This window comes from Microbulbifer sediminum, from assembly GCF_021729035.1.
GTDB lineage: Bacteria > Pseudomonadota > Gammaproteobacteria > Pseudomonadales > Cellvibrionaceae > Microbulbifer > Microbulbifer sediminum.
Window position 1 is genome coordinate 144,909 of sequence record NZ_JAJSAP010000005.1, and the last position, 25,605, is coordinate 170,513.

Genomic DNA, 25,605 nt, shown 5'->3' on the forward strand with positions numbered 1-25,605 from the left:
GGCCGGCAGGGGCCCGCGGCTCGGCCGCCTCAATTTGTGATCACATTTTAGTGCGAGCCGCGGGAATAGCGCAAGGGCTGACTCCAGTCACTCTAGGGTAAGAATCCCCGGGGGCGCATTCAGACCGGGAGGTCGCGGCTCCCGGCAAGGGGCGCCAGCATCGCTTCAGGGCTCAGCAACGCCTCCAGCTGCTCCGGGCTCATCAGCTTTTCCTCGATCACCAGCTCCGCGACACTACGGCCGGTGGCCAGCGCCCGCTGGGCAATGGCGGAGGTCTTGCCGTAGCCCAGGTATGGATTGAGAGCGGTGACCAGTCCGATACTCTGCTCCAGGTAGCCCCGGCACACCGCCTCGTTGGCGGTAATACCCTGGATGCAGTCGCGCTGTAGCGATCCCATCGCGGCGCCCAGGTAGCGGATGGACTCCAGCAGCTTGAAGCCGATCAGCGGTTCCATCACGTTCAGCTGCAGCTGCCCGGCCTCGGCGGCCATGGTGATGGCGGTGTCGTTGCCGACCACGGTAAAGGCCACCTGGTTGACCGCTTCCGGAATCACCGGGTTGACCTTGCCCGGCATGATCGACGAGCCCGGCTGCTTCTGCGGCAGGTTGATTTCGTTGAGTCCGGCGCGGGGACCGGAGGACAACAGCCGCAGGTCGTTACATATCTTCGACAGTTTGATCGCGCAGCGCTTGAGCATGCCCGACAAGAGGACAAATGCCCCCATGTCCGAAGTGGCCTCCACCAGGTCGGCGGCGGCTTTCACCGGCACACCGCTGATACGCCGCAGGTGGCCGATGGCCAGGTCGCGGTAATCCGCCTCGGTATTCAACCCGGTGCCAATGGCGGTGCCGCCCAGGTTGACCTCGGTCAGCAACTCGGCCATTTCATTGAGGCGCGCCACTTCCTCACCGATATTGGTGGCGAAGGCATTGAACTCCTGGCCCAGCGACATGGGTACCGCATCCTGCAGCTGGGTGCGCCCCATTTTCAGGACCGGGGCGAATTCCCTCCCCTTCTCCGCCAGCGCTTCCTGCAACCGGGCAGCAGCGGCGGTAAGCTCGCGCAGGCCGAAGACCATCGACAGCCGCAGGGCCGTGGGGTACACATCATTGGTGGACTGGGACATATTGACGTGGATATTGGGATGCAGTGAATCGTAATCCCCGCGCTCGCGCCCCAGGATTTCCAGGGCCCGGTTGGCGATCACTTCGTTGGCATTCATATTGGTCGAGGTGCCGGCGCCCCCCTGGATCATATCCACACAGAAATGCTCGTGGTGCTGTCCCCCGATCAGTTCGTCACAGGCGTGCACAATCGCCCCGAGCTGTTCCTCGTCCAGCTTGCCCAGGTCGCTATTGGCCAGGGCACAGGCACGCTTGACCATGGCCAGCGCCACCACCAGGTCGGGAAAATGATTCAGGGGAATACCGCTGATACTGAAGTTCTCCAGTGCCCGCAGGGTCTGCACCCCGTAATAGGCCGCTGCCGGTACCGACCGCTCGCCCAGCAGGTCTTTTTCCACACGAAAGTTGGCGGTGTCGCTCATGTCGTTTTCCACAAAGAGGTCCGGCCGGCACGCGGTCGCGCCCGGCCCGGGAATAAAACGGGAAAGAATCAGTGCCCGGGTGCCGGGCGGGAGCATAGTAACGCCCACGGACTAACCGGCAATCAGGGCTGGCGATTCTCGCCGGCCCGGTGGCGAGAATTCAGTGGCCGGTCCTGGAAGCCAGCGGGGCCATGGATTTATTCAGGGCTTCCCTGGTGAATCTCCACCGCCACCGGCTCCACCGACAGCCTGACATCGCTGATCGAGTACTGGTCCTTGGTACCGGAGCCGTAACGCCAGTAGCCCCGGCTGTCATCGGTCTGCTCGAAGCGGAATCGTACCCCGTCGCCGGCCTCACTGAAGGCATAGCGGCGCAGCTCGCGGCTCTTGTCGTTGTCCAGCAGGGAGAATCCCAGCAGGTGATCCAGGCGGCTGTTGGGCAGCGCCAGGCCAGCGCCCTGCTGCGCCTCGTAGGAGAATGCCTCCCGGTCCCGGGTCTGGGCGCCATCCATGCGCTTTTCACCGGTTTGCCAGTTATAGCTGTCGCCGTGGCTGAACACGGACAGCAACAGCCCGTCCACGGCGAAGCGACCTTCGCCCGCAAACCGCGCATCACGTGCGTCCACCAGGATCAGATTGCCACTGCCGATCACCTCCAGCTCCCCGGAATCCAGATGCACCATCACCGCGGTATCCTCATCGATACCATAACCCAGGCGGAGGCCCGCACTGTGCGACGGTGCCAGCGCCCGGATCAGCCGACCCAGTCGGCTCTTGCGATCGAAGTGCTGGTCGACAATACCGCCGGGGAAAAATCCCAGGCCGGGCCTGACCACCAGCAGGCCGGACTCCTGTGCCTCCATACCCGCGTATTCGTCGGTCCCCGGTCGGGTCAGCGCGCTCAGGGAGTCCCCACCGGCAATCATCGGGTTGCTCATGATCGCGGCACCGGCGCTGGTACCGCCCACCACAGCACCCCTGGCGAGCTTTCCCCGGATCGCGGCCAGGAGCGGGGAATCCTCACCAGCCGGGTCCACCAGGGTCTGGGTAATGCGGGTCTGGTCACCACCCACGAACCAGATACCACCAACCCTGTTCATGGTGGCGACCACCTTTTCATCAAAGGCCCCACGGGCCCAGGTGCTTTCATCCTCCTCGGTGTCCCGGTCGTCGCGCACCGCGACCGGGAGCACATGCACGGGCCCCTTGTACCCGTGGTCGCGCAGGTCCTTCAGGAACTGCCCGGCATAATGCGCAGGGCGCCCGGAAGCCGCCGGCACGATGGCTACTTCCGGGTAGCCGGCCGGGATCGAGTCGATAAACGCCCGGTACACGGCGGCGTTATCACTGCGCAGCGCGCCGCCCACAATCAGCAACCGCCCTTCCCGGGCCTGCGCCTCTACAGGCGCCATCTCGCTGCCTCCGCCGCGGGCATCGCCACAGCCGGCGACAACGACAGCTGCGGCAATCAGAAGGGTTCGGTACAGTCTTTTTATCATCGTAAACACTCGCGGTAAGTGGTTCCCGTTGTCGGGCCGCAGCCGGGGTTGCCCCCACTGCGGCCCCGGCTAAAACCGGGATGAACAGGATGCTGCCGCTCCTCGCGGGGCGTGCAGCCGAAATAATTGCGAAAGGCACGGCTGAAATGTGATGGCGAGCCAAACCCGCAGCGCCTGCCAACTTCCTCGATGCTGAGGTCACTGTGGTGCAGCAGGTCGCGGGCAAGGGCCAGTCGCAGGCCGATATAGAATCGTGCCGGCAGCTGGCCAGACAGGCGCTTGAACACCCGCTCGAGTTTCTTGCTGGTAACCTGCAGGTAATCGGCAATCTCGCCGGTGGTCAGCGGCTCGGACAGGTTGCTGCGCATCAGTGCCTGCGCTTCAGCAAGCAGCGCCCGGTCACCGACCTCACCACGGGGGGAATCCCCCCGCCCACTGCCAGAGCCCTGCCAGTCTGCCAGCAGGGTATCCAGCATCAGGGGCAGCATTTCCTCATCGGAACAGGTCCAGATACGCTGGTCCCGTGCCATTCCCTGTGAAGACAGCGCGAGTCCGGGCTCAAGTGCCAGCAGGCGGGAGTGGAGCTCCTCCGGTGCACTGCAGGTCCGGTTCTCGAGCAGGCCAAGCTGGGCCAGCACCAGGACGCCTGAACCAATACCAATGCAGTAATGCGCCTGCCGGGCATGCGCCATGAGCCGCCCGCGCATGGCGGCGCGCAACGGTGGCTCACCTGAATGCTGGCGCCCACCACAGAGAAACAGTGCCTGCGGGGAACGCGGCACGGAGGCCAGCACCTCGGCCTGGATTCGCACTCCATGCCGGGCCGGCACCGAACTTCCACTGAGGCTGAAAACCTGCGGTGACTGCGCGGCAAGTGCAAAGCGCTCCATCAATATCCCCAGCGCTCCCATCGGAAAACCGGGCAGCAGCACCACTGCAACATTCGCGGTAGGCGGGGTATTCATATCAGGCAAAAGCACCCCGGAACTGCAACTGGCTGTCGAAATACTGCCAGCGCCCTTTTGCCATCACATGGCGGATCGTGAAGCTTTCGGGATCCACCAGGCTCAGGTCAGCATCGAGCCCCTCGCCAATACCCCCCTTGCGGCGCAGCCCCAGCACCCTGGCCGGGTTCGAGGTAACCGCCTGCAGCGCCCTGACGAAGTCGACCCCCTCTGCCTGTACCGCACGACGGAACTCATCGAACAGGCTCCCCACCGATCCCACCTCGATATCCTGCAGGGTGCCGTTGTCACAGAAGTTGGTCATCGAGCCCTGGGCATCGGAAGAGAATGTCAGGCGGTCCTCCGGTGCACCGGACTCCAGCGCCACCCGCAACGCACGGCTTGCGCGCAGCTCGCCCGACGCCAGGATTTCCGGCGTAGTGGATGTGGTGAAATCGATAAAGCCACCCGCCTGGGCAAACTCGACGCCGTGCTGCAGCAGGTTCTCGTTGCGATTGATATGGGTAGGGTAAAACTGGCTGATCGGGATATCCGAATTGCTGACCGCATCGAAGAGCGGCTGCAGGCGGCCGTCACAGCCACCCACATGGATGCTGATGACCCCGCTCTTGCCGCTCAGCAGGCCCGCGACCCGGGCATCGGAGGCGACCCGCAACAGCTCAGCCGTGGACGGGTGAGAAGAGCGATGATCGGAAATGGCCAGCTCGCCCACGCCAATAATATTGTCCACCAGCATGATGTCGGTACGGACACTGCCGGTAAGGGTATTGACCGGGAACTGGTATGAACCACTGTGCATATAGCAGGACAGTCCCTGGGCATCCAGGGCCCGGGCCTTGCCGTACAGTTCATTCAGGGTGCGCGTGGTGGCATCGGTGCCCAGCACGCCGATCACGGTGGTCACCCCGGAGGCAAAGGCCTCCCGCGGGTCCAGTTCTGGCGTGCGGGAGGCAAAGCCGCCCTCACCCCCACCGCCGCTGATATGGACCAGGGAATCGACCAGCCCCGGCAACAACCAGGCCCCGTCCGCATCCACCACCTGGCCGATATTTTCCGGCAGGGCGAGGTTGTGGTCGATCTTCGCAATCCTGTCCCCGGCCACCAGCACATCGCAGATTCCAAAATCCCGCGGGGCGAAGACGTGGGCGTTTTTTATCAGTGTTATTTGTGACATATCAATTGTTTACTGCTCAGAAGCCGGCCAGGGCGGCGACAAGTACTGACAGGGAGGCAAACAGGAACAGGCCCGTCCACAACGGCAACACGAAGCGAAGCCAGAGGCCCCAGTCCAGCCGGGCCGCCCCCAGGCAACCCATCAGGGCGGCCGAAGTCGGCACGATAATATTGGTGAAACCGTCACCCAGCTGGAAGGCCAGTACCGCGGTCTGGCGGGTAACCCCCACCACGTCCGCCAGCGGCGCCATGATCGGCATAGTCAGGGCTGCCTGCCCTGAACCGGATGTAATAAAGAAATTGAAAACCGTCTGGAAAACCAGCATGAACCAGGCGGAGACCGCGCCGGAGACATCGGCCAGCCCCTGGCCCGCCCAGTGCAGCAGGGTATTCAGGACACTGGCCCCGTTGGGATCGTCTCCCCCCAGCAGCAACACGATGCCCTTGGCCAGCGCTACCACCATGGCTGCCGGCAATAGCTGCTGGGCACCCTCCTTGAATGCAGCCGCCGCCTTATTCGCCGTCAGGCCATTGAGCCCGAAGGCGATGGCGACAATCGCAATCACAATCCCCATGGTGAAAAACTGGCTGGCGATTTCCGGCAGGAAATAACTGCGCTCCACCACGCCCCAGATCATCCAGGCGATACCCGCCGCGAACAGCAACAGGATCCAGCCGTCGCCGCGGACCATGGTCTGCAGGGATTCCGCCGACTGCTGCTTCCGGCGGAATACCGCATCCGAATCATGTGCCAGGGACGACTCAGGGTCGCGCTGGATACGGCGTGCGTAGAAGAGCGTGTAGCCCGCAAGCAGGCAGGTGGCGACAAACCAGATCGCCATGCGGGGCCCACTGCCGGACATCAGCGGCACATCGGCAATACCCTGGGCAATACTGACACCAAAGGGATTCATCCACGAGGTAGCGAAGCCCACCTGGGTGGCGACGTATGTCACCAGCAGTGCGGTGATACTGTCATACCCCATGGTCACCAGCAGTGGCACCACGATCAGCGTAAAGGGAATGACCTCTTCCCCCATGCCGAATACTGCCCCACCCAGGGAAAAGAGCACACACAGGATGCCCAGGTAGAGATGCCCGGCCTCGCGGTTGCGGGCGATGACCTGGAACAACCCGCGCTCCACCGAGCCACTGGCAAAAATCAGCCCGAAAGCGCCGCCGGTCAGCAGGATAAAGGCGAAAACCCCGATCGAGGCGCCCCACTTGCTGCCCGAGACCATCCCCTCGAAGGCGAAATTCAGCAGGCCGATCTCTCCGCCTTCTGCAAATACGGCCATACCCTGCGGCGCATCCGTCGCCTGCTGGTAAGTGGCCGGGTCGATCACCTTGCGTTCGACACCGTTGACCGTCTGCACAATGGTCTCGTAAGTGCCGGCCGGGATCAGGAAGTTGAGGGCAAATGCGACCAGTGCCACGCACAACAAGATCAGGTAGGTATCCGGCATTGCCCATTTGGGCTCTGCGACCACCTCATCGGCGCCTTGCCGTTCGACTTCAGGGGCAGAAGCTTGCATAGGGGTACACCAAGTTGGTTTTTATACTGGTTAACAGCCACCGCACCCCTGTGGGGGGCGGTGGTATCCGGCTCGATTAAAACGCGTGGCCGTAGCTCAGGGTGACGAAGCGGCCCATGGAACTGTGGTTGACGTGATCCACATTGGCACCGGTACCCAGGACCAGGGGGGGCTCCTTGTCGGTCAGGTTATTGACGCGCAGGCTGAGCCAGCTGCCGTTCTCGAAATCGCGGCCAACACTGGCATCCAGTACCGTCCAGGCATCCACCTCGACTTCGGCACCCTCGGGCAGGCCCGCCGCCTCCAATATCCGGAAGGTGGGGTCGTCAGCGTAGCTGTGGGTGTAGCGCGCGCCCAGCGAGGCAGACCACTGCTCGTTCATCCAGCGCACCCTGGCATTGGCCAGCCAGCGCGGGTACCGGTATTCCCCGGCCTCACTCACTTCGCCCAGGGCGTCCGAGGGGTAACGGTCAAACTCGGCCAGGTAGGTAGTATCGAGGGTGAAGCGGAAGCTGCCCAGGCTGTCGGTATCCAGGTACTGGGTGAATGCCATATCCACACCACTGGTTTCCTGCAGGCCCAGGTTGGTGAGCTGGAAGTGGGCATCCACCACATAACCGTTGGCAACCTCCAGGCCCGGGGTGCCAGTAGCCAGCTCGCCCTCTCCCACCACGGCAAACTCACCGGCCAGTGCCCGCAGGATAAAGTCGTCCTCCTCGACACCGATCAGGTTCTCGTGCTCGATATTCCAGTAGTCGATGCTCAGCTCGGTATCCGCAAACGGTTTAAGGAGTACGCCGGCACCCCAGGTGGTCGCCTCCTCCGGCTTCAGGTTGTCATTGCTGACTTCTTCCGAGAACAGGAACTCGCCGTCTTCATTGTTCGCTCCGCCACAGGCACCCGGGGTCATCGTGCAGTCCACGGTGTAGCTGCTCAGCAGGGTGCCGGCACCCACCTGTGCCAGGGAGGGCGCCCGGAAGGAAGTCGACCAGTTACCGCGCAAAACGACTTTATCGCCAAGGAGTGACTGGCGCATGGCGACCTTTGGATTGAAATCGCCACCAAAGCTGTCGTAGTAGTCATAGCGCATGGCCAGCTGCATTTCGGTGGTCGCCGTCAGGGGAATCGACTGTTCCATATAGACTGCCCACTGGTCGCGCTCGGCATCGGCCGAAGTGGAACTGAAGCCAAGGATCGGCTCCGGGTTCATTGTGGTGGAAACCGCCTCCCCCGACGGGGTGTCTTTCACGGTTTCGCGACGGAACTCGGCGCCCACGGCGACCTTGACCGTACCGGCCGGCAGATCGAACAGGTCACCGGAGAAATTGCCATCGATGGCGTACAGGTTGGACTCGCCACTGCGCGCGGCATCAGTGCGCACAAAGTCAGCGATGGCATCCACCTGGTCGCCCTGGCCCCCAAACGGGTTATACCAGGCTGTGGTCTTGCCCAGGTCTTCACAGGTCTCCCCGGTACCGTAGCTTGCACCTGGCCGGACAAGATCCACGTCCCACCGACTGACTACCGTGCCGTCGGTACACAGGTTGCCCAGGGAAGCGTTGTAGAAAGCCTCTGTATTGTAGAGGCCCGAGATACCACGCTGTTCGTTCTCGTTGCGACCAATATTCGCCGCAACCTCCCAGTCCCAGTTGTTCAGCTCACCGCGCAGGCCGGTGAGGAAACGCACCGACTGGCTCTCCACCTCGACCGCACGGGCATCCGGGAACTTGCCCCAGGCATAAACCGGGAAACCGTAGAAATCACTGAAATCCTGGGCCCCCTCAAACGATCCCTCCTCGACAATATCTGCCTGCAGCGCACCAGGCCACAGCGGGCTTTCCGGATCGAAAGGCGCGCGGCTGAAGTTGGCCGGGGAACTGGTGCCTTTCGCCTCGCTGGTCTGGAACATGACATTGTTGAACCATTCCAGGTTATCGCTCAGGTCATAATTGAAAGTCGCCACCACGCTGCCACTCTGGTAGTCGTCCTGGGTGGCGGCAACGGCGTTGGTATTGAATTCACAGTAGTCACCAAAGTCACCGAACTTGAATTGATCCTCAGGACAGCCACCGGCTGCGGGTCCCTCGGTCTGGTCATACGCCATCCAGAACAGGTCATTGAAGCTGGGATAAACCCCCTGCTGGCTGGGGCGAACAGAATTGGCAGAAATATCCCGGTCGCGGTCGTAGAGTGCATTGCGCTTGAACAGGTCCACCACCACCATGCTGTGGCTGCGCTCGCCGGTGCGCCCCCAGATCCAGTTCAGGTTGTACTTGCCCTCATCTGTACTGGCGGTGGAGTTACCGTGGGTGATACTGACTTCACTGCCTTCAAAATCATCACGGAGCACGAAATTAACCACACCGGCAACCGCATCGGCGCCGTATGTTGCAGCCGCACCGCTGGGTAGGACTTCGACGCGCTCAATGGCAGACAGGGGAATGGAGTTTACGTCGACAAAAGATTCCTGCCCCTTGGCGAAAGAACTGACAGATACACGACGGCCGTTTACCAGTACCAGTGTTGCCGAACTGCCCAGGCCGCGCAGGGAAACACCTGCAGCCCCCACCGGCGTATTGCTGGAAAGTGGCCCACCCGTCGCCGTGGAGAAGGTGCCGGAGCCACCACCGGTCTGCGTCAGCTCCTGCAGAATCTCGATTGCGGAGGTCGCGCCGGATGCCTCGATATCGTCACGGTTGATCTGCACAACCTGCACCGCGCTCCCGGTATCGAGCCCCTTGATGTGACTACCGGTGACGGTGATCTCTTCCACGGCTTCACCAGCGGGGTTGGGCAAGTCCTGCGCGAACGCACTGCCGGCAACCAGAGAACAACCGACCGCCAGGCGAATGGCTTTGTAAAGATGGGTTCTCTTATTCATTTGGATTCCCTCTGTATTCAGGCTCCGGGGCCCTTCTTATCCTGGATTTCGAATGTGCTTATTGAGGGCAAGCAATGCCCACAGGCAAACGCCGGCGGCCCGGTTGCGCACACAGGTCAGCATGCCGGAGACATACCGATAATGCGGGATACTGTTGGCGATATAAGGCGGGAAAAAGAGAACCGACTTATAGCTTCCCTGTGCTCGGCGGCACGCTCAACTTTGTCCTATCAAAACAGGGTCAAGCGCACGGTCAGGCCGATGCGTGGAAGCTACTCGTCAAACCACTCGCTAAGGTGGTAGTTGGCGGAGCAGCACTGGATGGCAGCAATGGATACCACGTTGCTTGTGTTCATAGTGCTTTTTCTTTGGAAGTGGTTGCTTGTTGTTATCCAACGAACTTCACCGATTTTTTATCACGGTGAAAAAATGCTGTAAAGCCTTTATTGGCATGCAGGGAAGACCGGTGTACCCCCCCCACCAAACAGAATTTTCTGCAGCCATCGATTACAAAACAGGCACCCATCAAACGATGCGGGCAGGGGAAAATTTCCCACAAACAAGCCGGGGCGGGAATCTCTCCCCGCCCCGGCCCCGCCGCACAGGGGACAACCGCGGTTACTGGTATGGCTGCTTGATATAGAAGTCGGTCTTGCTGCCGTCGATGCCAATCCTGACAGGCGCAACCGATGTCGCCCCAGTCAGTATGTTGTACTGGTCGGACTCGGAGAGCTGGTAACGCAGTACGTTCTCATAGATAACCGGCAATCCACAGGTCGCCTGGGTACGGGAAGTCGAGCCGTCCTCGGCCAGCACATAGACATTGCCGCTACCATCGACCACCCCTGTGCCATCGCTGGCAAAGAAGATCGAGGTCTGCTCGTCCACACCTATACCACGGATGCCCACCGGCAGGCCGGCCATAAAGGCCATCAGGCGCCCCATACGATCCCGCTCTGCAAAGTGGGAATCGACCAGTACATTCTCCATCGTGGCGGTGGTCAGGAAATCCGTCGAGATGTTGGTGTACTCGTGGCAGAGGTCGGTCACAGCCTCCGGGGAGTAGGCGCCGTTAGTCCCGTCGGGATCGTAGATATACTCGGATTGCACCGCCGCTCCGGCGGAGGTACCACCCAGCACGGCACCCCGGGCAAGGGCCTCATCCAGCGCCTGCTGCACCGGGGTTCCCTGCCACTGGTTGAGGTAGTCGGACTGGTCACCACCGGCCAGCCAGATAAACTCGGCGGACTGCAGGGCCCAGAGTACATACGCGTCATCTGTGTACTGGGCGCGGTCAACCATCAGGGTTTCGACCGAGTCGGCCCCCAGCAGGTTGTAGAGATAGTCGTTATAGCCATCACTACCGGAAGTCCGCAGGACCACAACATCGCCACCGCCAAACACTGGCTTGACGCGTCGCTCAAACGCCACGTCCACATCGGTACCTCCGCCCATGACCAGCAGCCCCCCGCCATTGGGGACGAGCTCCACACAGGTATCATCCGGATTACCGGTAAGGTAAGTGGTGAGGCCGCCGGGCTTGCCGGGCCGGGCGCCGAGATTGCAATTGCCGCCGTCACCCCCACCGGAGGACGGAATCCCGGCGACTGACAGACTATAGGATCCGCGACCGCTGTACTGGGTGACCTTCAATGTGTACAGCCCCGCGCCACCAACAGAAACGGGAGCACTTTCCGGGTTATCCCCGGTCTCCGCGGCATAGAGCTGCTGCTGTGGATCGTAGAGGTATCAGTCAAAATCATCACTACCGGCATGACTCAGGCTGATATCGAGGGTGGCCGCGTGATCGACATTGAAGTAAAACCAGTCCTGGTCGCGACGGTTGCCGATATCCCCGGCCACCTGCTGGCTTGAGCAGACGGGTCCGTCTGCCTCGGACTCGGCATCATTGGATTCGGATTCCTGCGTGATACAGGCCAGGGCACCGTGACTCAGGAATAATGTTGAAAAGAGTAACGCGAGCTTGCCGGGCATTGTGTTCTCCTTGACGTATTGCGCTCGGATGCAACCGGGCGGTTATTGTTATATCGTCAAAGAGTAACGGCTTTGTCATCGGCAAATTGCGGAGCCAGTTCGCAGCGGCTAAAAACGTCAAGTCCGGGCGCAATGCGAACATTTGCAAAGAAAGTTGCGCAATATTTCAGTGCATTTACACGACTATTTCCCACAAACTGTGCATGCGCAATGTCCACCCGCTGATGAACAGCTCAATTGCGGACCGCAGGTTAAATACCGCAACCAGCCCCATCAATCAGCATATGCGTCACCAGTCCCACCCCGAGCATGCGCACGGACTTCCAGGGCAGGAACAGCAGTGCACCCATGAGGGAGATAGGCAGCATGGTGTGCAACGGGTAAGAGTTTATGGCGCACTGGACCGGGCCTGAAGCCGCCGGCACAAACAGATGATCCAGGTCGACCAGGTTTGCCGCCAGCATGATCAGCGCCGCTTTCAGCCAGTCATCGCGAAAAAGCAGCCAGGCCAGTGCGATCGGCACCACTACATGAAGGGCAATATGAATAAATCCGTACATGAAATCCTACAATAATTCTTCTGCGGAGAGGGAACCGAGACCTTCCTCGATATCCTGGCGAATGGCTGTGCGCACCAGCTCCGGATCTTTCGAGGCTATTGCCTCCAGCAGGTCCTGGTGGCGATCGGGCAGCTCCTGTACACCAAAGCGCTGGAACACCAGGTGCTGCAGTGGGGCAGTCTGCAGCCAGAGGCTCTCGATCAGGGAGAGGATGATATGTGGCCGCCCGAGCCGGTAAAGGGTGAAATGGAATTCCAGGTTGGCCGTGACGTATTCTTCAATGTCTTTTTCTGCCAGTGCGTCGGTCACCCGGCCATCCAGCCTGCGCAACTGCTCCAGCTCCTCGGTCCCCACGTACGGCAGTGCCTGCTCGGCCGCCTGGCATTCCAGTGCAACGCGCGCAGCGCAGATTTCTGCCAGTTTTTCCGGGGTCATGGTGGGCACGGTTACCCGGCGGGTATCCGAGAGTTCCAGCGCCCGCTCTGAAGTCAGGCGACGCAGTGCCTCACGCACTGGCATGGGGCTGCAATCCAGCTCCGCCGCCAGGCCGCGGATCGTAATGGCATGGCCCGGCAGGAAGCGGCCGCGGAGGATGGCGTCGCGCACCTGGAAATAGACCCGCTCCTGGGTTGTGCGGTATTCCTCCTGGGGTGCGCTGAAATCCTGCTGTTCACTCATGCCGCACTTACCCGATCCAGTTTGTGCAGGACATCATCACGCCCGACTTCGATCATATGCTCAGCGAGCGTGCCCTGTTGCCACATCTCGAAAAAATCCTCGGCAACCCGCCGGCTGGCATCGACTACGGCGTTCCAGTACTGCAATCGTTCCGCGGTTGAAAACTGGTAAAAATCGTCACGATCCGGGATTTTACCGTGCGGCAGTGAAGCCACAAAGGCCGGCGAAGGTGCCACCAACAGGGTATTTTGCATGGCACCACCCTTTACCCAACGCCAGCTCAGGCTCTTGTCGAACCAGCCGGGAACCATGTAGGGGAAAAAGTGTGGATACAGCGCCACCCCCTCGGGATGGCGGAATCGCAGGTCAAAGTGGTAATCAGTGATGCCACCGTCCCGGTAGTTACCGAGCGGTGCGCCCTCCGGGTTCTGCACGCCCGCCATCACCAGCGGGATCGAACCACTGGCCAGCACCGACGAACGGACATTCCCGGCCGACAGAGGAATATTGACCGTGCGCAGGCTGTCGAAATGCACCGCCGGGGTATCGCCAGCGTGAAATACGACGCGATCCCAGAACGCGCTCAGGCTGCGACGGGAAAAAGCATTGGCCAGGGCCGAGGCCAGCAGCGCCGGGGCCAGTACCGCGCGGCGCTCACTGGCGAGCGGCCCACGGCCACGGACGGTCACAAAGTGACTCTGCCAGGTCCGGTTGGCCGCGACCTGGGCAGCGCCCTCTTCCCCCAGGACATCCTGCAGTATCTTCCCGGCGGTGGTGGTGATCTCCGCCGGGGTGGGCTTGCCGGAATCGTACACCTGGTTGACGTATCCATATTCCAGCGCTTCCAGGGCCTCCAGTGGCCGCGCCATGGCATAACACATGTTGCGAAAACTGCCGATAGACGAGCCTACCGTAGCGATGGGCTCCTTCCGGTCGCGGAAGAACTCCCCCATCAGCACCCGGTCCAGCTGGCTGATCACCAGCCACTTGGGCCCCCCAGAGGCGCCCACCAGGGTCGAAATCTGTTCCTGGCGCAGGCCCTCTTCCCGGACCCGCCGGGCAGCTTCCGCCCCAGCCAGTATTACGCAGGATCTTTTCTTCACTACATTATCCAAATTCAGATCGGGCCCGCCTTCAGGCCCCAATCACGGGCTGTATTGACACTTTGCGGTGCTCCACCGCTCCGCCCTACTCGAACCATCGTCGCGGGGCTGGCAGGCTGCCTGTGCCAGCACACAGGAAGCGGAATGTACTCGAGTACAAGAGCATTCCGGGCACTGCCACTGGCGGCGCAGTCAACCAACTGCCTTCCTCGAGGCGAAGAGTGACTCGGGAAGCGTCATGAGCGCCGGCAGGTTGGTCGGTGCCAGCGCGCAGTAACCGGAGTGTGCACAAGGCACATGAGGATTCCGAGCACTGCCACCGGCCGGGATGCCAAGCGCAATAGCTTCCCGTTCACTCTTACCAGGTGCCGGTGTTTTCCATTGACGCCCAGGGCTCCTCCGGCTCCAGTGCCTCCCCCTTTTGCAGCAGCTCGATCGAGATACCGTCCGGTGAGCGCACGAATGCCATATGACCGTCCCGCGGTGGGCGGTTGATGGTGACTCCCTCGTCCATCAGTCGCTGGCAGATGGCGTAGATATTATCCACACGGTACGCCAGATGGCCAAAGTTCCGGCCACCGGTGTAGGTTTCCGGGTCCCAGTTATGGGTCAGTTCCACCAGTGGGGCCTTGTTCTCCCGCGCGCTCTCCGCATCCCCGGGCGCGGCCAGGAATACCAGGGTAAAGCGCCCCTTGTCATTGTCGACACGGCTGATCTCCTGCAGGCCCAGCTTCTCGCAGTAGAACTTGAGGGATTCCTCGAGGTCCGCTACCCGGACCATGGTATGCAGGTATTCCATCGTATAACTCCTCTGACGGTAGGCTTGGTTGGTCGGGTGACCCGGTCAAATATTGCTCGCACCGGAAAGCCGGAACGAGCACGGTGCCAATTGTGAACGGCAATCGCGCAGATATACAGGCATAAACGCCGCCGCTGCACTAATGGGTGCATATCTGCGCAGGGCCAAACCGGCTACAATCGGGCAGTAAAATAAAGGTTCAAGATTACGGACGCCAGAGCCAGATGTATCAAAAGTATTATCGTCAATTCCTGCAGGGCGCTGCAGAAAGCGCCGCCAGCGGCGCCAAAGCACCGCTCCACATGGCCTGCCACTCCCACCACTACTGGCCGGACATCACCCTGGAAGCGGTTCAGCAGTACTGGCAGGACTCCGCCCGCCTGGCGGACAGCAAGTGGGGGCCAATTTTTGAGCAGAAGATTCCCGCCTGGCAGGCAGCGGTCGCCCGCGTCCTCAACTTGCCGGCGCCGGACCGGATCGCCCTGGCACCCAATACCCACGAACTGGTTTTCCGCCTGATCAGCGCCTTCGACCTTTCCCGTCCCCTGCGCATCCTGACCACGGACGGGGAGTTTTACAGTTTCACCCGCCAGCTGCAGCGTCTCGAGGAAGAGGCCAATGTCGAGGTTACCCGGATACACAAGGAGCCCTACGACACCCTTGCCGAGCGATTCGAGCAGGAACTGCACCACGGGCATTACGAACTGGCCTATGCCAGCCAGGTATTCTTCGATTCCGGCATCGCCTTCCCCGACCTGGCCGGGATCGCCGGGCGCAAGCCGGAGCGCACCGAGTTTGTCATCGACGGTTATCACGGCTACTTCGCCCGCCCCACCGACCTGGGAGAGATAGCGGACAAGGTTTTCTATACCGCCGGTTCCTATAAGTACCAGGGGGCCGGTGAGGGCCTGTGTTTCATGAGTATTCCTGCGGGCTGCACCCTGCGCCCACTGTACACCGGCTGGTTTGCGGATATGGCCGAACTGGAAAACCGGGCTGACCAGGTCGGGTTCGCAGATAACTGGCTGCGTTTCGCCGGCTCCACGATGGATTACTCCACGCTCTACAAGGCTGTGGCCATCCTCGAGCTGTTCGAGCGGGAAGGCATCACGGTGGAAAAAATCCATGAATACGTCCGGGGTCGCCAGCAGCAATTCCTGGCGACCATGGACAGCGCCGGCCACCCGCTCCTGAATCGGCAGAACCTGATTTACCACGACCTGGAGCGGGGGCATGGGCACTTCTTCACCTTTGATTGCACAACGGCACAACGTGCCAGGCAACTGCAGGAGGAGCTGCTCACACGCGGCGTGCTGTGTGACCGCCGACAGCAGCTGCTGAGGCTGGGCTTTGCCATCTACCAGGACGAAAATGAAACATTTCAGCGCGTGTTCAGCTAACAGACACAACAATTACAACTGACTGTTCTGATATGAATCCATGGAAAAGTAAGGAAAACGCCATGCAGAAAATGATGAAGTTAATCTCCGGCGGCCTCGTTGCAGGCCTGATCCTGTTCGGCGCCGGCTGCGGAAACGGCGGCGAGGGAAAACCCAGCGGCACCCTGGTGTCCATTTCGGCCCGGGGTGAGGCGAGCAAGGTTCCCGACGTGGCCGACATCTCTGCTGGCGTGGTCACCGAGGCGGCAGAAAGCCAGCGGGCCATGCAGGCCAACGCCGAACAGATGGAAAAACTGATCAAGGCCATTGAGAAGACCGGCATCGACAAAAAAGACGTGCAGACCAGCGGTATCAGCCTGACCCCGCGCTACACATCCCGCCCCAACAGCGAGGGTCCCAATCGCCAGATCACCGGCTACATGGCCCGTAACACCGTACGCATCACTGTGCGTGAGATTGACGACCTGGGGAATGTCCTCGACAGTATGGCCGAGGCCGGGGCGAACAATATTTACGGGCCCAGCTTTTCCATTGGCGAGCCGGAGCCACTGCTGGCCGAGGCCCGCGGCAAGGCCCTGGAACAGGCTCGGGAGCGCGCGGCGTCCTATGCGGAATCCCTGGGCATGAAAGTGGCCCGCATTGTCAGCATTTCCGAGGGCGGCAATGTCGGCGCACCGCGCCCGATGATGCGAGCAGAGATGGCTTCAGCGGATGCCCGCACACCAGTCGCCCCGGGCGAAACCACAGTATCGGTCAACCTGGAACTCGTCTTCGAGTTACAGAACTGAGCGTTTCAGCGTCTGCGCGGGTCGTCCCCGGCCCGCGCCCCGCCACGGCAGCACTGTCTCCGGCCCCAAAACCATCCCCTTGCACCGGTCAGTCCCGGACCCGGAAACGCTCAAACCGGCTATCATCCTCGAGGCTGCGAAAGGTCGCGGAATCCGTATCAATGGATAGGATCTGATCTCGCATTTCCTTGATGTACTCGCCATCGGAATAACGGGCATCGGTGATCACCAGTATGCCCTGCTCCACCCGCCAGTTGCTGGAATAGGTCACCCGCTCCACCTCAGTCATATTCCCGTCGTCCTGGAGAACGACGTAACTGATATAGCCCTGAGCAGACCCGTCGGCTTTATAGCTTTTTTCCCCGTAAACATAGAGCCGCCCCTCCATGTGGACGTATGACCCACGCCAGGTTCCGACCAGGGACTTGCTGATGTACTCGTCACCTGCATTCCCCCACACCGATTGGACCTGGAGCAAGAGCAGAAGTACAAAGGCCACCCTCGGGGATACGCTTGCAAACCATGATGAGAGCCGGCGCCCGGAGCATTGCATACCAACTACCTCAGCGGGGCTGTGGCGGCTGCCGATAGATCTTGCCGCCTTTCATAATAAACCGGACCCGCTGCAACTGGGTAATGTCTTCAAGCGGATTGCCCGCAACGGCGATGATATCGGCGTGCTTGCCGGCACTGATACTGCCCAACTGGTCTTGCATATGCAGTAGTTCGGCTGCATTCCAGGTGGCACTGCGCAGGGCATCGGCGGGGGTCATACCGGCATCCACCATCAGTGCAAACTCCTGCGCGTTGTCACCGTGGCGGCTGACGCCGCTGTCCGTACCGAAGGCAATCTTGACCCCGCGCCGGTAGGCCTCGGCAAATGTCTCCTTGATCAGTGGGCCGATGGTGGCCGCCTTGGTGCGCACAATCTCCGGGAAAAAGCCCTCAACCCGCGACTTCTCCGTAACCCAGTCACCCGCCAGCAGCGTGGGAACATACCAGGTACCATTGCGCTTCATCAGCTCAATGGTCTCACCATCCATATAGGTACCGTGCTCGATGGAGTCAACACCTGCGCGAATCGCCCGCTCCATTCCCTCCTTGCCGTGCGCGTGGACCGCCACGGTAAATCCGTAATCCTTCGCGGTGGATACAACCGCTTCCAGCTCATCCTTCATGAACTGCGGGTTCTGGCCACTCTTCGCCACACTTAACACACCGCCCGTAGCAGTGATCTTGATCAGGTCGGCACCATCCTTGTAGCGCTGGCGGACGGCTTCACGGGCACTCGCCACACCGTTGACCACGCCATCAATCGGGCCAGGTTGCCCCATCAGCTCCATCCGATAACCATTGGTTGGGTCCGCGTGCCCGCCGGTAGTGGCAATCGACTTGCCAGCGGTGAAGATACGCGGACCATCAATCGTGCCCTGGCCTATGGCCTTACGCAGGCTCACAGTCACATTATCGGTATCGCCCAGGTCACGCACAGTCGTAAACCCGGCCATCAGTGTACGGCGGGCCGTATCCACCCCGCGCAAGGCATAATCCGCCGGATTCCAGGTATATCGCTCGACGTAGGTGCGCGGACCGAACTCTGTCACCAGGTGCGTGTGCATATCCATCAGCCCCGGCAAAACGGTATATCCCCGCAAATCCACCAGCTGCTCCCGGTCCCGCTTGGCAAAGCCCTTCTGTACAGACTCAATGCGTCCGTCGACGACATGGATCGTCCGGTTTTCCAGCATATTCCCGGATTCACTGTCGAACATCTGTCCGGCGAAGATCGCCAGGGATTCGGCCACCGCCGGCGCGGCGCAAATGGACGCCAGTAACGCCGCCGCCAGAGTCGCGGCGCGAATACGAAAGATTCCCCGATTGGTCATTGTGGTCATTGCTACCCCTTCTCGGACTGGCTTAGCCTCGGTTATTGTTGTGCTTCCTCTAGGCGCACAATCTACCCTATTCCCTAAGCGGAGAGAAACAGCTGATGAGAATCTATGAATATGCTCAGGCCCCCAACTGCCGACGGGTGCGCATGTTCCTGGCAGAAAAAGGCATCGAAGATGTGGAGTTCGTGCCTGTGGACATTGCCCGTGGCGAGAATCGAACAGATGAGTACCGGCGCAAGGACTTCAATGGCAAGGTGCCGGTTCTGGAGCTACAGGACGGGACAGCCATCGCCGAGTCCGTTGCCATCAAACGCTACTTCGAGGAACTGCACCCCGAAAAGCCGCTGTTCGGCCGCGATCCCCATGAGAAAGCCGTGGTTGAGATGTGGGTACGACGGGCGGAGTTTAACCTGATGTTCAACGTGGGTATGTGCTTCCAGCACACCACCGGCTTCTTTGCCGACCGCATGAACACCTTCCCGGACTATGGTGAGGACTGCGGCAGCAAGGCGCGAGCGTTTTTTGAGCAGCTGGACCAACACCTGGAAAACAACCGCTTCCTGGCCGGGGATTATTTCTCGGTGGCGGATATCAGCATGCTGTGTGCCCTGGATTTCGGCAAGGTCGTCAACCTGCGCCCGTCGGCGGAACAGCACCCGCATCTGGAACGCTGGCGGGATGAATTGAGCGAGCGACCCAGCGCACGGGCCTGACAGCCCCGGCCAGCGACCTCTTGCGGATCTTCCTGCCACGCACGGGAGTCACAGCTCAAACGTACGCCGGCTTCGCCCAGCATGGTCGCGCTCGCATCCCCCGTGCCAGGCACTACCCCGGCACGGCGTCCGCGGTTGTGCTGGCCGGGGTGCTGAGAACCCGCACGTCACGCTGCGGGAAGGGAATCTCGATACCATGCTGCTGTAACGTCTCAAAAATGATCAACAGCAGGTCGCCACCGACACGATTGCGACCATCATCGATCCCTTCCATCCAGAATTCCACGAACATATTGACGCCGTTATCTCCGAAACTGTCAATCTCACAGTCAGGGCGCTCCTCAATGGGGAGGTGGTCGCCACTCAGTACCTGTGGATGGGCTGCCACTGCACGTTTGATGATCTCCACCATCTCGCGGATATTGGTCCGGTAACTGACAGAGAAGTCCACACGGTAACGCTGCTTCTTGTTTTTGTGTGTCCAGTTGATAAAGGAGTTGGAGACAAACTTTTCGTTTGGTACCACGATATCCTTGCCATCAAATGTCTCCAGGGTGGTAGAGCGCATGTTCAGTCTCGTCACCACTCCGGTGCGCCCGTCCTCCAGCTCGATATAGTCGCCCACCGTCACCGAGCGATCCACGAGAATGATGATGCCGGAAATAAAGTTAGAGGCAATCGTCTGCAAGCCAAAGCCGACGCCCACCCCGACGGCGCCACCAAAGACCGCCAGCGCCGTCAGGTTGATCCCCATCAGTTGCAGGATGAGCAACGCGATCAGGGTAAACAGGCCGATCTCAAACAGCTTTGCCGCAACTTCACGGGTGCGGAAGTCCAGGGTCTCCTGCTTGCGAATGATGTTCTGGCCGGTAGAGTTCGATACCCGTCCCAGCCAGAACAGCAATGAGCCGAAAATCACCGTGCGGACAATGCCGTAGGCAGAAAGCCGGATATTGCCAATCTGGAGCGCCATGGCATCCAGGACCTGCACAATATCGTCCAGCACCCCGATGACGTAGAGAAACAGGATCGGCATCCCGACCCAGCGGAATATATGGGCCGCCACCGGGTTGGTGACCACCACCCGTACAAAGGAATTGAACAGCAGGATAATCGCAATAGCCAGCGCAGCCTGAACCACCCAGCTCTGGCCGATCACCATCGGAATAAAGGCGACCGAAATTTTCAGCAACAGGATGGCCAACAGGGGAAAAAGCAGCCTGCCGAAGCGATAGGCCAGCATCCGCAGGGGATGCATCTCGGGATATTCCGGCGGGCGGGCGAGCGTGGGGATATAGCTTTGCAAGCGATGGGTAACCAGGAAAGCGAGCCCGTAGATCAGCACAATGATGCCGATCTGGCTCAGTACAGTTACCTCACTGGTGGAGGCGAGCAGCGCACTCGTCCGCTCTGACAACTGTTGCAGCAATTCCTTGGTATCCATATCCGTCACCGGACAGTTTCCGGGTATCGCCCTGTAGACCCGCCTGAAACCATTAAAACACTGTAACCGGCGCAGGGGTATAGCACCACGCCCCTTTATCGCACATGGCGGTGCTCCACCCGGCCAGGTCAGTCGGCCGATTCCGCTTCCGTGTCCGCAACGGTAACCGCGTCATCCGGGAGGCTGGTGATATCCGGCTGGCGCCGGCGTCGGGTCTTGGCCGGGATCATGTCACGCATGACCTCCAGCTTGCCGAAGCAAAGGAGCTTGTCGTTGGCCTCCAGCTCCCGTGTGGCTTTGGGGTTGGGGATCACCTTGCGGCCCCGGTAAAGGGTCAGGACATTGATATCATGCTCTTCCGTACGAATGTCGGCGATGGTCCGGCCCACAAACTTGGAACCCTCCGGCACATAGATCTCACTGACACCGTAGCCCTTACTGACGGTAAGGCGCTGGCGCACGTCGATCTCGGGAAAGTCCACCTGGGCGGCAATATACTCAATCACGGCCCCGGCCACATCGAGCCCGGTACAGGTCTCAATGCCTTCCAGACCGGGCGACGAATTCACCTCCATGATCTGCGGACCATTCGCGCCCTCCAGCATATCCACGCCGGCCACCTGCAGGCCCATGATCTGCGTGGCGCGAACGGCGGTTTCGATATATTCCTCGGGCAGCTCCACCGCCTCGGCCAGGCCCCCACGATGGACGTTGCTGCGGAATTCCTGCCCCTGTGCCACCCGACGCATGGCCGCAACCACGCGATCGCCCACCACAAAGGCGCGGATATCCCGCCCCTTGCTCTCGGCGACAAACTTTTGGATCAGCACGTTCTGCTTTTGTGCCTGTAACAGTTCGATAATGGCCTCTGCCTGCTTGACGGTATCGGCCAGTAGCACGCCTATGCCCTGGGTGCCCTCGATCAGCTTGATCACCACCGGCGCTCCACCCACCCGCTCGATAGCAGGCAGCACGTCCTTCTTGTCATGTACGAACGTCGTGCGGGGAATGCCCACATAATGGCGACTGAGTAACTGCAGGCTGCGCAGTTTATCGCGGGAGTTATTGATTCCGTGGGCGGTGTTTGCGCAGAAAACATCCATCTCCTGAAACTGTCGCACCACCGCCGTGCCGTAGTAGGTGATCGACGCCCCGATACGCGGCAGGACGGCATCAAAATCAGCGATCTGTTTCTGCCGGTAGTACAGATCCGGTGCTCCGCGCTGCAGGTCGATGGCAAACTTGATTGTGTCAAGCACCTGCACCTCATGTCCGCGCTTCTGGGCGGCTTCCTGCAGGCGCATGGAGCTATAGCATTTGGGTGAACGGGACAGGATCGCAAGCTTCATGGGCATCACCTTTTATTTTTCGGCCAGGCGGGCGCACCAGCCGGGACCGGACGAGGTCGGGCGAATAGATTGTACAGGTATCGCGGGCAATCCCCGCGTGGCGACAGCAACGGATTATTTTTGAACTCTGGCATCCCCTGCCGGGTACGCCGCACAGATCAGCGCACCCGACGGGAAATACATTCCAGCCTAGTAGAAAACGGAGGAAACGCCAATATCGGGCTCTCAACAGCCGGATTCAGGTTTCCCCGGGCAAGACGGTCACCGGGCCGACATCCAGCGCCTCGATATCCTCCCGGATCTTGTCCAGGTCGCCCACAATCACCCAGGTAAACTGGTCAGGGGCCAGGAAATTTTCCGCCGCCTGCATGACATCCGTACGCGTCAACGCGGATACCCGCTGCGGGTAGTCGGCGAGGTACTCCGGCGGCAGGCCTTTTTCCACCTGCCAGGCAATGCTGGATAACAGCTGCCCCTTGGTCTGGAAGCGCGCGCTCTGTTTCAGCACTTCGTCATCCCGGTAGTCTGCCAGCTCCTCGTCCGTTACCGGCTTCTCCCCCAGGAACAGGTTGTACTCCCTGAGCAGCTCGGTGATGGCCTGGGCCGTTTTGTCGGTCTGCACCGGGGCAAACAACAAATAGGGCCGCTGTCCTTCCGTATCCAGCGAAACCGCCCTCGCCCCGTAGGACCAGTGCTTGTCCTCCCGCAGGTTCATATTCACCCGCGAGGTAAACTTGCCGGCAATTACACTGGCCATCGCATCGAAAGCCTCGGCACCTTCGGGCTGCCACGGGGGCACCACCAGCCCCGCGAGGATGTAGCTCTGCTCGGCACCCGGCCGGTCCAGCAGGTATACACGGGGGCGTGGAGGGCGCTCCACCGTCGCGACCTCGATCTGTGGCAGCTCCGTATCCGGCGCCTTCCAGCCCTTCAGGGCGCCATCAAGCTTCGACTTCAGGTCTTCTGCGTTTACGTCCCCCACCACCGTCAGCACGGCGTTATCCGGGCGCACCCAGGTATTGTGGAACTTTACCAGGTCGTCGCGGGTCAGCGACCGGATCCCCTCCACGGTTCCGGAACCGGTCAGCGGCGCACCATAGGGATGCCCGCCACCGTAGAGCAGCGGTGGCAGTTCGCGCAGGGCGAGCCCCTGTGGCTGCGCTTTTTCCTGGGCGATGGCATCGATGCGGTTTGACTTTACCCGCGCCAGGTCCCCTTCCGGGAACAGAGGTTTCTTGATGACCTCGGCCAGCAGGTCCAGGGATGGCTCAAGCTGAGTGGTCAGCGCGCTGAAATTGATACTGTTGTAATCCAGTCCACTGCTGGCGCTGACACTTGCTCCCAGCTCTTCCTGCCGGCTGCTGAATGCGAGGCTGTCGTATTTGCCCGCCCCCTCACTGAGCATACGGGCGGCCACGGAAGCGAGGCCCGGCTTGTCGCCGTCCGCCGCCGCGCCACTGCGGAATTGCAGGTTCATGAAAACGGCCGGGGTATCATGGCGCTCGGCCAGCACTACCCGCAGGCCATTGTCGAGTGTGAACGCCTTCTGCGGCGGCAACTCCAGCGCCACCGTCTTGTCTACCGGCGGCAGGGCACTGCGATCCGCTCCCTCGCTGGTCGTTCGGTATTCCTCCTCCGGCTTGATGACCAGGGTGTAATTCTCAGGTGTCAGCCAGCGCTCCGCGACGTCCTGGACCTCCAGCGCCGATACCCGGGAGTAATCCTCCAGTCCGGTGATCAGCGCGCCGGGATCGCCATAGTAGAACTCGGAGCGCGCCAGGATATCGCTCTTGCCACCAAAACCACCGATCTTTTCCAGTCCCTTGACCAGCCCGGCAAACTCACTCTGCTTGATGCGGCGCAGCTCAGCGACACTGACCCCGCCCCCGGCAAACTGTCGCAACTCTTCCTCGAGCAGTTGCTCGACTTTTTCCACGGGTTGCCCCGGCTTGACGTCGACAACGATAAAGAGCTGGCCAGCGAGCTGGCGGCCAAAATAGTACGCACTGACACTGGTAGCAACCTGCTCCTCCCGTACCAGTCGCCGGTATAGCAGGGAGTTATTGCGGTTGGCCAGCAACGAGGTCATCAGGTCAAGTGCGTTTTCCTCATCGCTCCCGAGCCCGGGCACGTTCCAGACTTTGTAGATCCGTGCCTGTGGAACCTGGTCAGTCATTACCTCGCGCTTTTCGGGTTGCACCGGCAGCTCCCAACTCACCAGCCGCGGGGGCACCGAGGTGCTGGGAATGTCGCCGAAGTATTTCCGCGCCCTGGCCATAGCGTCCTCAACCGTGATGTCACCGGCGATCACCAGGATGGCGTTGGCGGGCTGGTAATACTCCGTAAACCACTGCTTCACATCCTCCAGGCTGGCATTGTCCAGATCGTCCATGGAACCGATGGTGGTCCAGGAATATGGGTGATGCGGGGGAAAGGTACTTTCGGCAATGATTTCAAACGCCCTGCCATAGGGCGCATTCTCTCCCTGGCGCTTCTCGTTTTTCACCACGCCACGTTGTTCATCCAGCTTTTCCTGGCTGATGGCCCCCTGGAAATGCCCCATTCGATCGGACTCCATCCACAGTGCCATATCCAGCGCGCCCACCGGCACAGTTTCAAAATAGTTGGTGCGATCATTGTTGGTGGTGCCATTCATATCGGTGGCGCCGGAGCGCTGGAACGGCTCGAAGTATTCCCCCGGGTAGTTTTCCGATCCATTGAACATCAGGTGTTCGAACAGGTGCGCAAACCCGGTTTTACCGGGTTTCTCATCCTTCGAGCCCACCTTGTACCAGATATTGACGGCCACTACCGGCGCCTTGTGATCCTCATGCACGATCACGGTCAGGCCGTTGGCAAGCTTTTCCCTGTGGAAAGGAATCTCAATATCGGGCACTTCGACATAGGCTTCCTTTTTTGCCGCCGCCGCACGGCTGCTGGCAGCGGCCTCCTTGTCCACCGTCAGGGCGCGGTGTTCACCCTCACCATTCTGCCGTGACTGCTCGGGCGCTCCGCAGCCACAGGACAGTAATGCCCAAAGGACGATCGAGAAAAAAGCTAAACGCAAGTACATGAATGAATTCCCCGCTAGAGGTCGCCGTTATTCTGCCCGCACTGGCGCAGGCGCCAGGAGCCAGGAGCCAGGAGCCAGGAGCCAGGAGCCAGGAGCCAGGAGCCAGGAGCCAGGAGCCAGGAAAGGATAGTTTAGGCAACAAATTGCTTTACAGGCCGGGCAAATCGACCGACTACCGTCACCTGACGGAAAGCAGGCCCGGGGAAAGAAA

Annotated in this window: 20 protein-coding genes and 1 pseudogene; 3 read left to right on the forward strand and 18 right to left on the reverse strand. The window is 60.7% G+C overall.

The window, feature by feature from the left end; translation table 11 throughout:
- Positions 1–119: 119 nt before the first annotated feature.
- The 12 genes from aspA to LVD11_RS10030 form a co-directional block, all read right to left on the reverse strand.
- Entirely contained in the window at positions 120–1,547 is a 1,428-nt protein-coding gene (gene aspA / locus LVD11_RS09975; RefSeq protein WP_237058576.1) for an aspartate ammonia-lyase, read from the reverse strand.
- Positions 1,548–1,744: 197 nt separating this feature from the next.
- Positions 1,745–3,046: a cyanophycinase gene (locus tag LVD11_RS09980; RefSeq protein WP_237058577.1), complete on the reverse strand. Its 1,302-nt coding sequence runs from the start codon at positions 3,044–3,046 to the stop codon at positions 1,745–1,747.
- Positions 3,043–4,011 carry a GlxA family transcriptional regulator gene (locus LVD11_RS09985; protein ID WP_237058578.1) on the reverse strand — a complete coding sequence of 323 codons (969 nt, stop codon included), beginning with the start codon at positions 4,009–4,011 and terminating at the stop codon, positions 3,043–3,045. Before LVD11_RS09985 ends, LVD11_RS09980 begins: the two co-directional genes overlap by 4 nt.
- Position 4,012: 1 nt before the next feature.
- Complete coding sequence (gene iadA / locus LVD11_RS09990; RefSeq protein ID WP_237058579.1) at positions 4,013–5,185, reverse strand: beta-aspartyl-peptidase; 1,173 nt, start codon at positions 5,183–5,185, stop codon at positions 4,013–4,015.
- A 16-nt stretch (positions 5,186–5,201) separates the two neighbouring features.
- A complete protein-coding gene (yfcC, locus tag LVD11_RS09995; protein ID WP_237058581.1) occupies positions 5,202–6,719 on the reverse strand; it encodes a putative basic amino acid antiporter YfcC in 1,518 nt (505 codons plus the stop codon).
- Positions 6,720–6,795: 76 nt separating this feature from the next.
- Positions 6,796–9,600, reverse strand: a complete 2,805-nt coding sequence (locus tag LVD11_RS10000) for a TonB-dependent receptor plug domain-containing protein (RefSeq protein ID WP_237058583.1) — start codon at positions 9,598–9,600, stop codon at positions 6,796–6,798.
- Positions 9,601–10,218: 618 nt separating this feature from the next.
- The gene (locus tag LVD11_RS10005) at positions 10,219–11,253 is read right to left on the reverse strand and encodes a cyanophycinase (protein ID WP_237058585.1); all 1,035 of its coding nucleotides are present in this window, start codon (positions 11,251–11,253) and stop codon (positions 10,219–10,221) included.
- Between the two features lie 96 nt (positions 11,254–11,349).
- Entirely contained in the window at positions 11,350–11,595 is a 246-nt protein-coding gene (locus LVD11_RS10010; protein ID WP_237058587.1) for a hypothetical protein, read from the reverse strand.
- A 251-nt stretch (positions 11,596–11,846) separates the two neighbouring features.
- Positions 11,847–12,155, reverse strand: a complete 309-nt coding sequence (locus LVD11_RS10015) for a DUF6122 family protein (protein WP_237058589.1) — start codon at positions 12,153–12,155, stop codon at positions 11,847–11,849.
- Between the two features lie 6 nt (positions 12,156–12,161).
- Complete coding sequence (locus LVD11_RS10020) at positions 12,162–12,833, reverse strand: GntR family transcriptional regulator (protein WP_237058591.1); 672 nt, start codon at positions 12,831–12,833, stop codon at positions 12,162–12,164.
- On the reverse strand, positions 12,830–13,936 hold the full coding sequence (locus LVD11_RS10025; RefSeq protein ID WP_237058593.1) for a hypothetical protein: 1,107 nt from the start codon (positions 13,934–13,936) through the stop codon (positions 12,830–12,832). Before LVD11_RS10025 ends, LVD11_RS10020 begins: the two co-directional genes overlap by 4 nt.
- Before the next feature lie 358 nt (positions 13,937–14,294).
- A complete protein-coding gene (locus LVD11_RS10030; protein WP_237058595.1) occupies positions 14,295–14,735 on the reverse strand; it encodes a VOC family protein in 441 nt (146 codons plus the stop codon).
- A gap of 224 nt (positions 14,736–14,959) precedes the next feature.
- On the opposite strand from LVD11_RS10030, the gene LVD11_RS10035 reads away from it, so the two are divergent.
- Together LVD11_RS10035 and LVD11_RS10040 are read left to right on the forward strand one after the other, a co-directional pair.
- The gene (locus LVD11_RS10035; RefSeq protein WP_237058597.1) at positions 14,960–16,135 is read left to right on the forward strand and encodes an aminotransferase class V-fold PLP-dependent enzyme; all 1,176 of its coding nucleotides are present in this window, start codon (positions 14,960–14,962) and stop codon (positions 16,133–16,135) included.
- Between the two features lie 62 nt (positions 16,136–16,197).
- The gene (locus tag LVD11_RS10040; protein ID WP_237058607.1) at positions 16,198–16,923 is read left to right on the forward strand and encodes an SIMPL domain-containing protein; all 726 of its coding nucleotides are present in this window, start codon (positions 16,198–16,200) and stop codon (positions 16,921–16,923) included.
- A gap of 88 nt (positions 16,924–17,011) precedes the next feature.
- Here LVD11_RS10040 and LVD11_RS10045 read toward each other — a convergent pair whose 3' ends face one another.
- Both LVD11_RS10045 and LVD11_RS10050 read right to left on the reverse strand, forming a co-directional pair.
- Positions 17,012–17,383 (reverse strand): hypothetical protein, encoded by a 372-nt coding sequence (locus tag LVD11_RS10045; protein WP_237058609.1) that lies wholly within the window; start codon positions 17,381–17,383, stop codon positions 17,012–17,014.
- Between the two features lie 103 nt (positions 17,384–17,486).
- Positions 17,487–18,818, reverse strand: coding sequence for a metal-dependent hydrolase family protein (locus tag LVD11_RS10050; RefSeq protein WP_237058611.1), 1,332 nt, complete (start codon positions 18,816–18,818; stop codon positions 17,487–17,489).
- Between the two features lie 95 nt (positions 18,819–18,913).
- Here LVD11_RS10050 and LVD11_RS10055 point away from each other — a divergent pair, with 95 nt between their 5' ends.
- On the forward strand, positions 18,914–19,528 hold the full coding sequence (locus tag LVD11_RS10055) for a glutathione S-transferase family protein (protein ID WP_237058613.1): 615 nt from the start codon (positions 18,914–18,916) through the stop codon (positions 19,526–19,528).
- 112 nt (positions 19,529–19,640) lie between these two features.
- On the opposite strand, the gene LVD11_RS10060 is transcribed toward LVD11_RS10055, so the two are convergent.
- The 4 genes and pseudogenes from LVD11_RS10060 to LVD11_RS10075 form a co-directional block, all read right to left on the reverse strand.
- Positions 19,641–20,972: a mechanosensitive ion channel family protein gene (locus LVD11_RS10060; protein ID WP_237058615.1), complete on the reverse strand. Its 1,332-nt coding sequence runs from the start codon at positions 20,970–20,972 to the stop codon at positions 19,641–19,643.
- Between the two features lie 128 nt (positions 20,973–21,100).
- The gene (locus LVD11_RS10065; protein ID WP_439651289.1) at positions 21,101–21,382 is read right to left on the reverse strand and encodes a cation:proton antiporter regulatory subunit; all 282 of its coding nucleotides are present in this window, start codon (positions 21,380–21,382) and stop codon (positions 21,101–21,103) included.
- Positions 21,383–21,397: 15 nt separating this feature from the next.
- Positions 21,398–22,321, reverse strand: a pseudogene (rimK, locus tag LVD11_RS10070) (30S ribosomal protein S6--L-glutamate ligase); the annotation flags it as partial.
- 238 nt (positions 22,322–22,559) lie between these two features.
- Positions 22,560–25,394 (reverse strand): M16 family metallopeptidase, encoded by a 2,835-nt coding sequence (locus LVD11_RS10075; RefSeq protein ID WP_237058617.1) that lies wholly within the window; start codon positions 25,392–25,394, stop codon positions 22,560–22,562.
- Positions 25,395–25,605 lie beyond the last annotated feature (211 nt).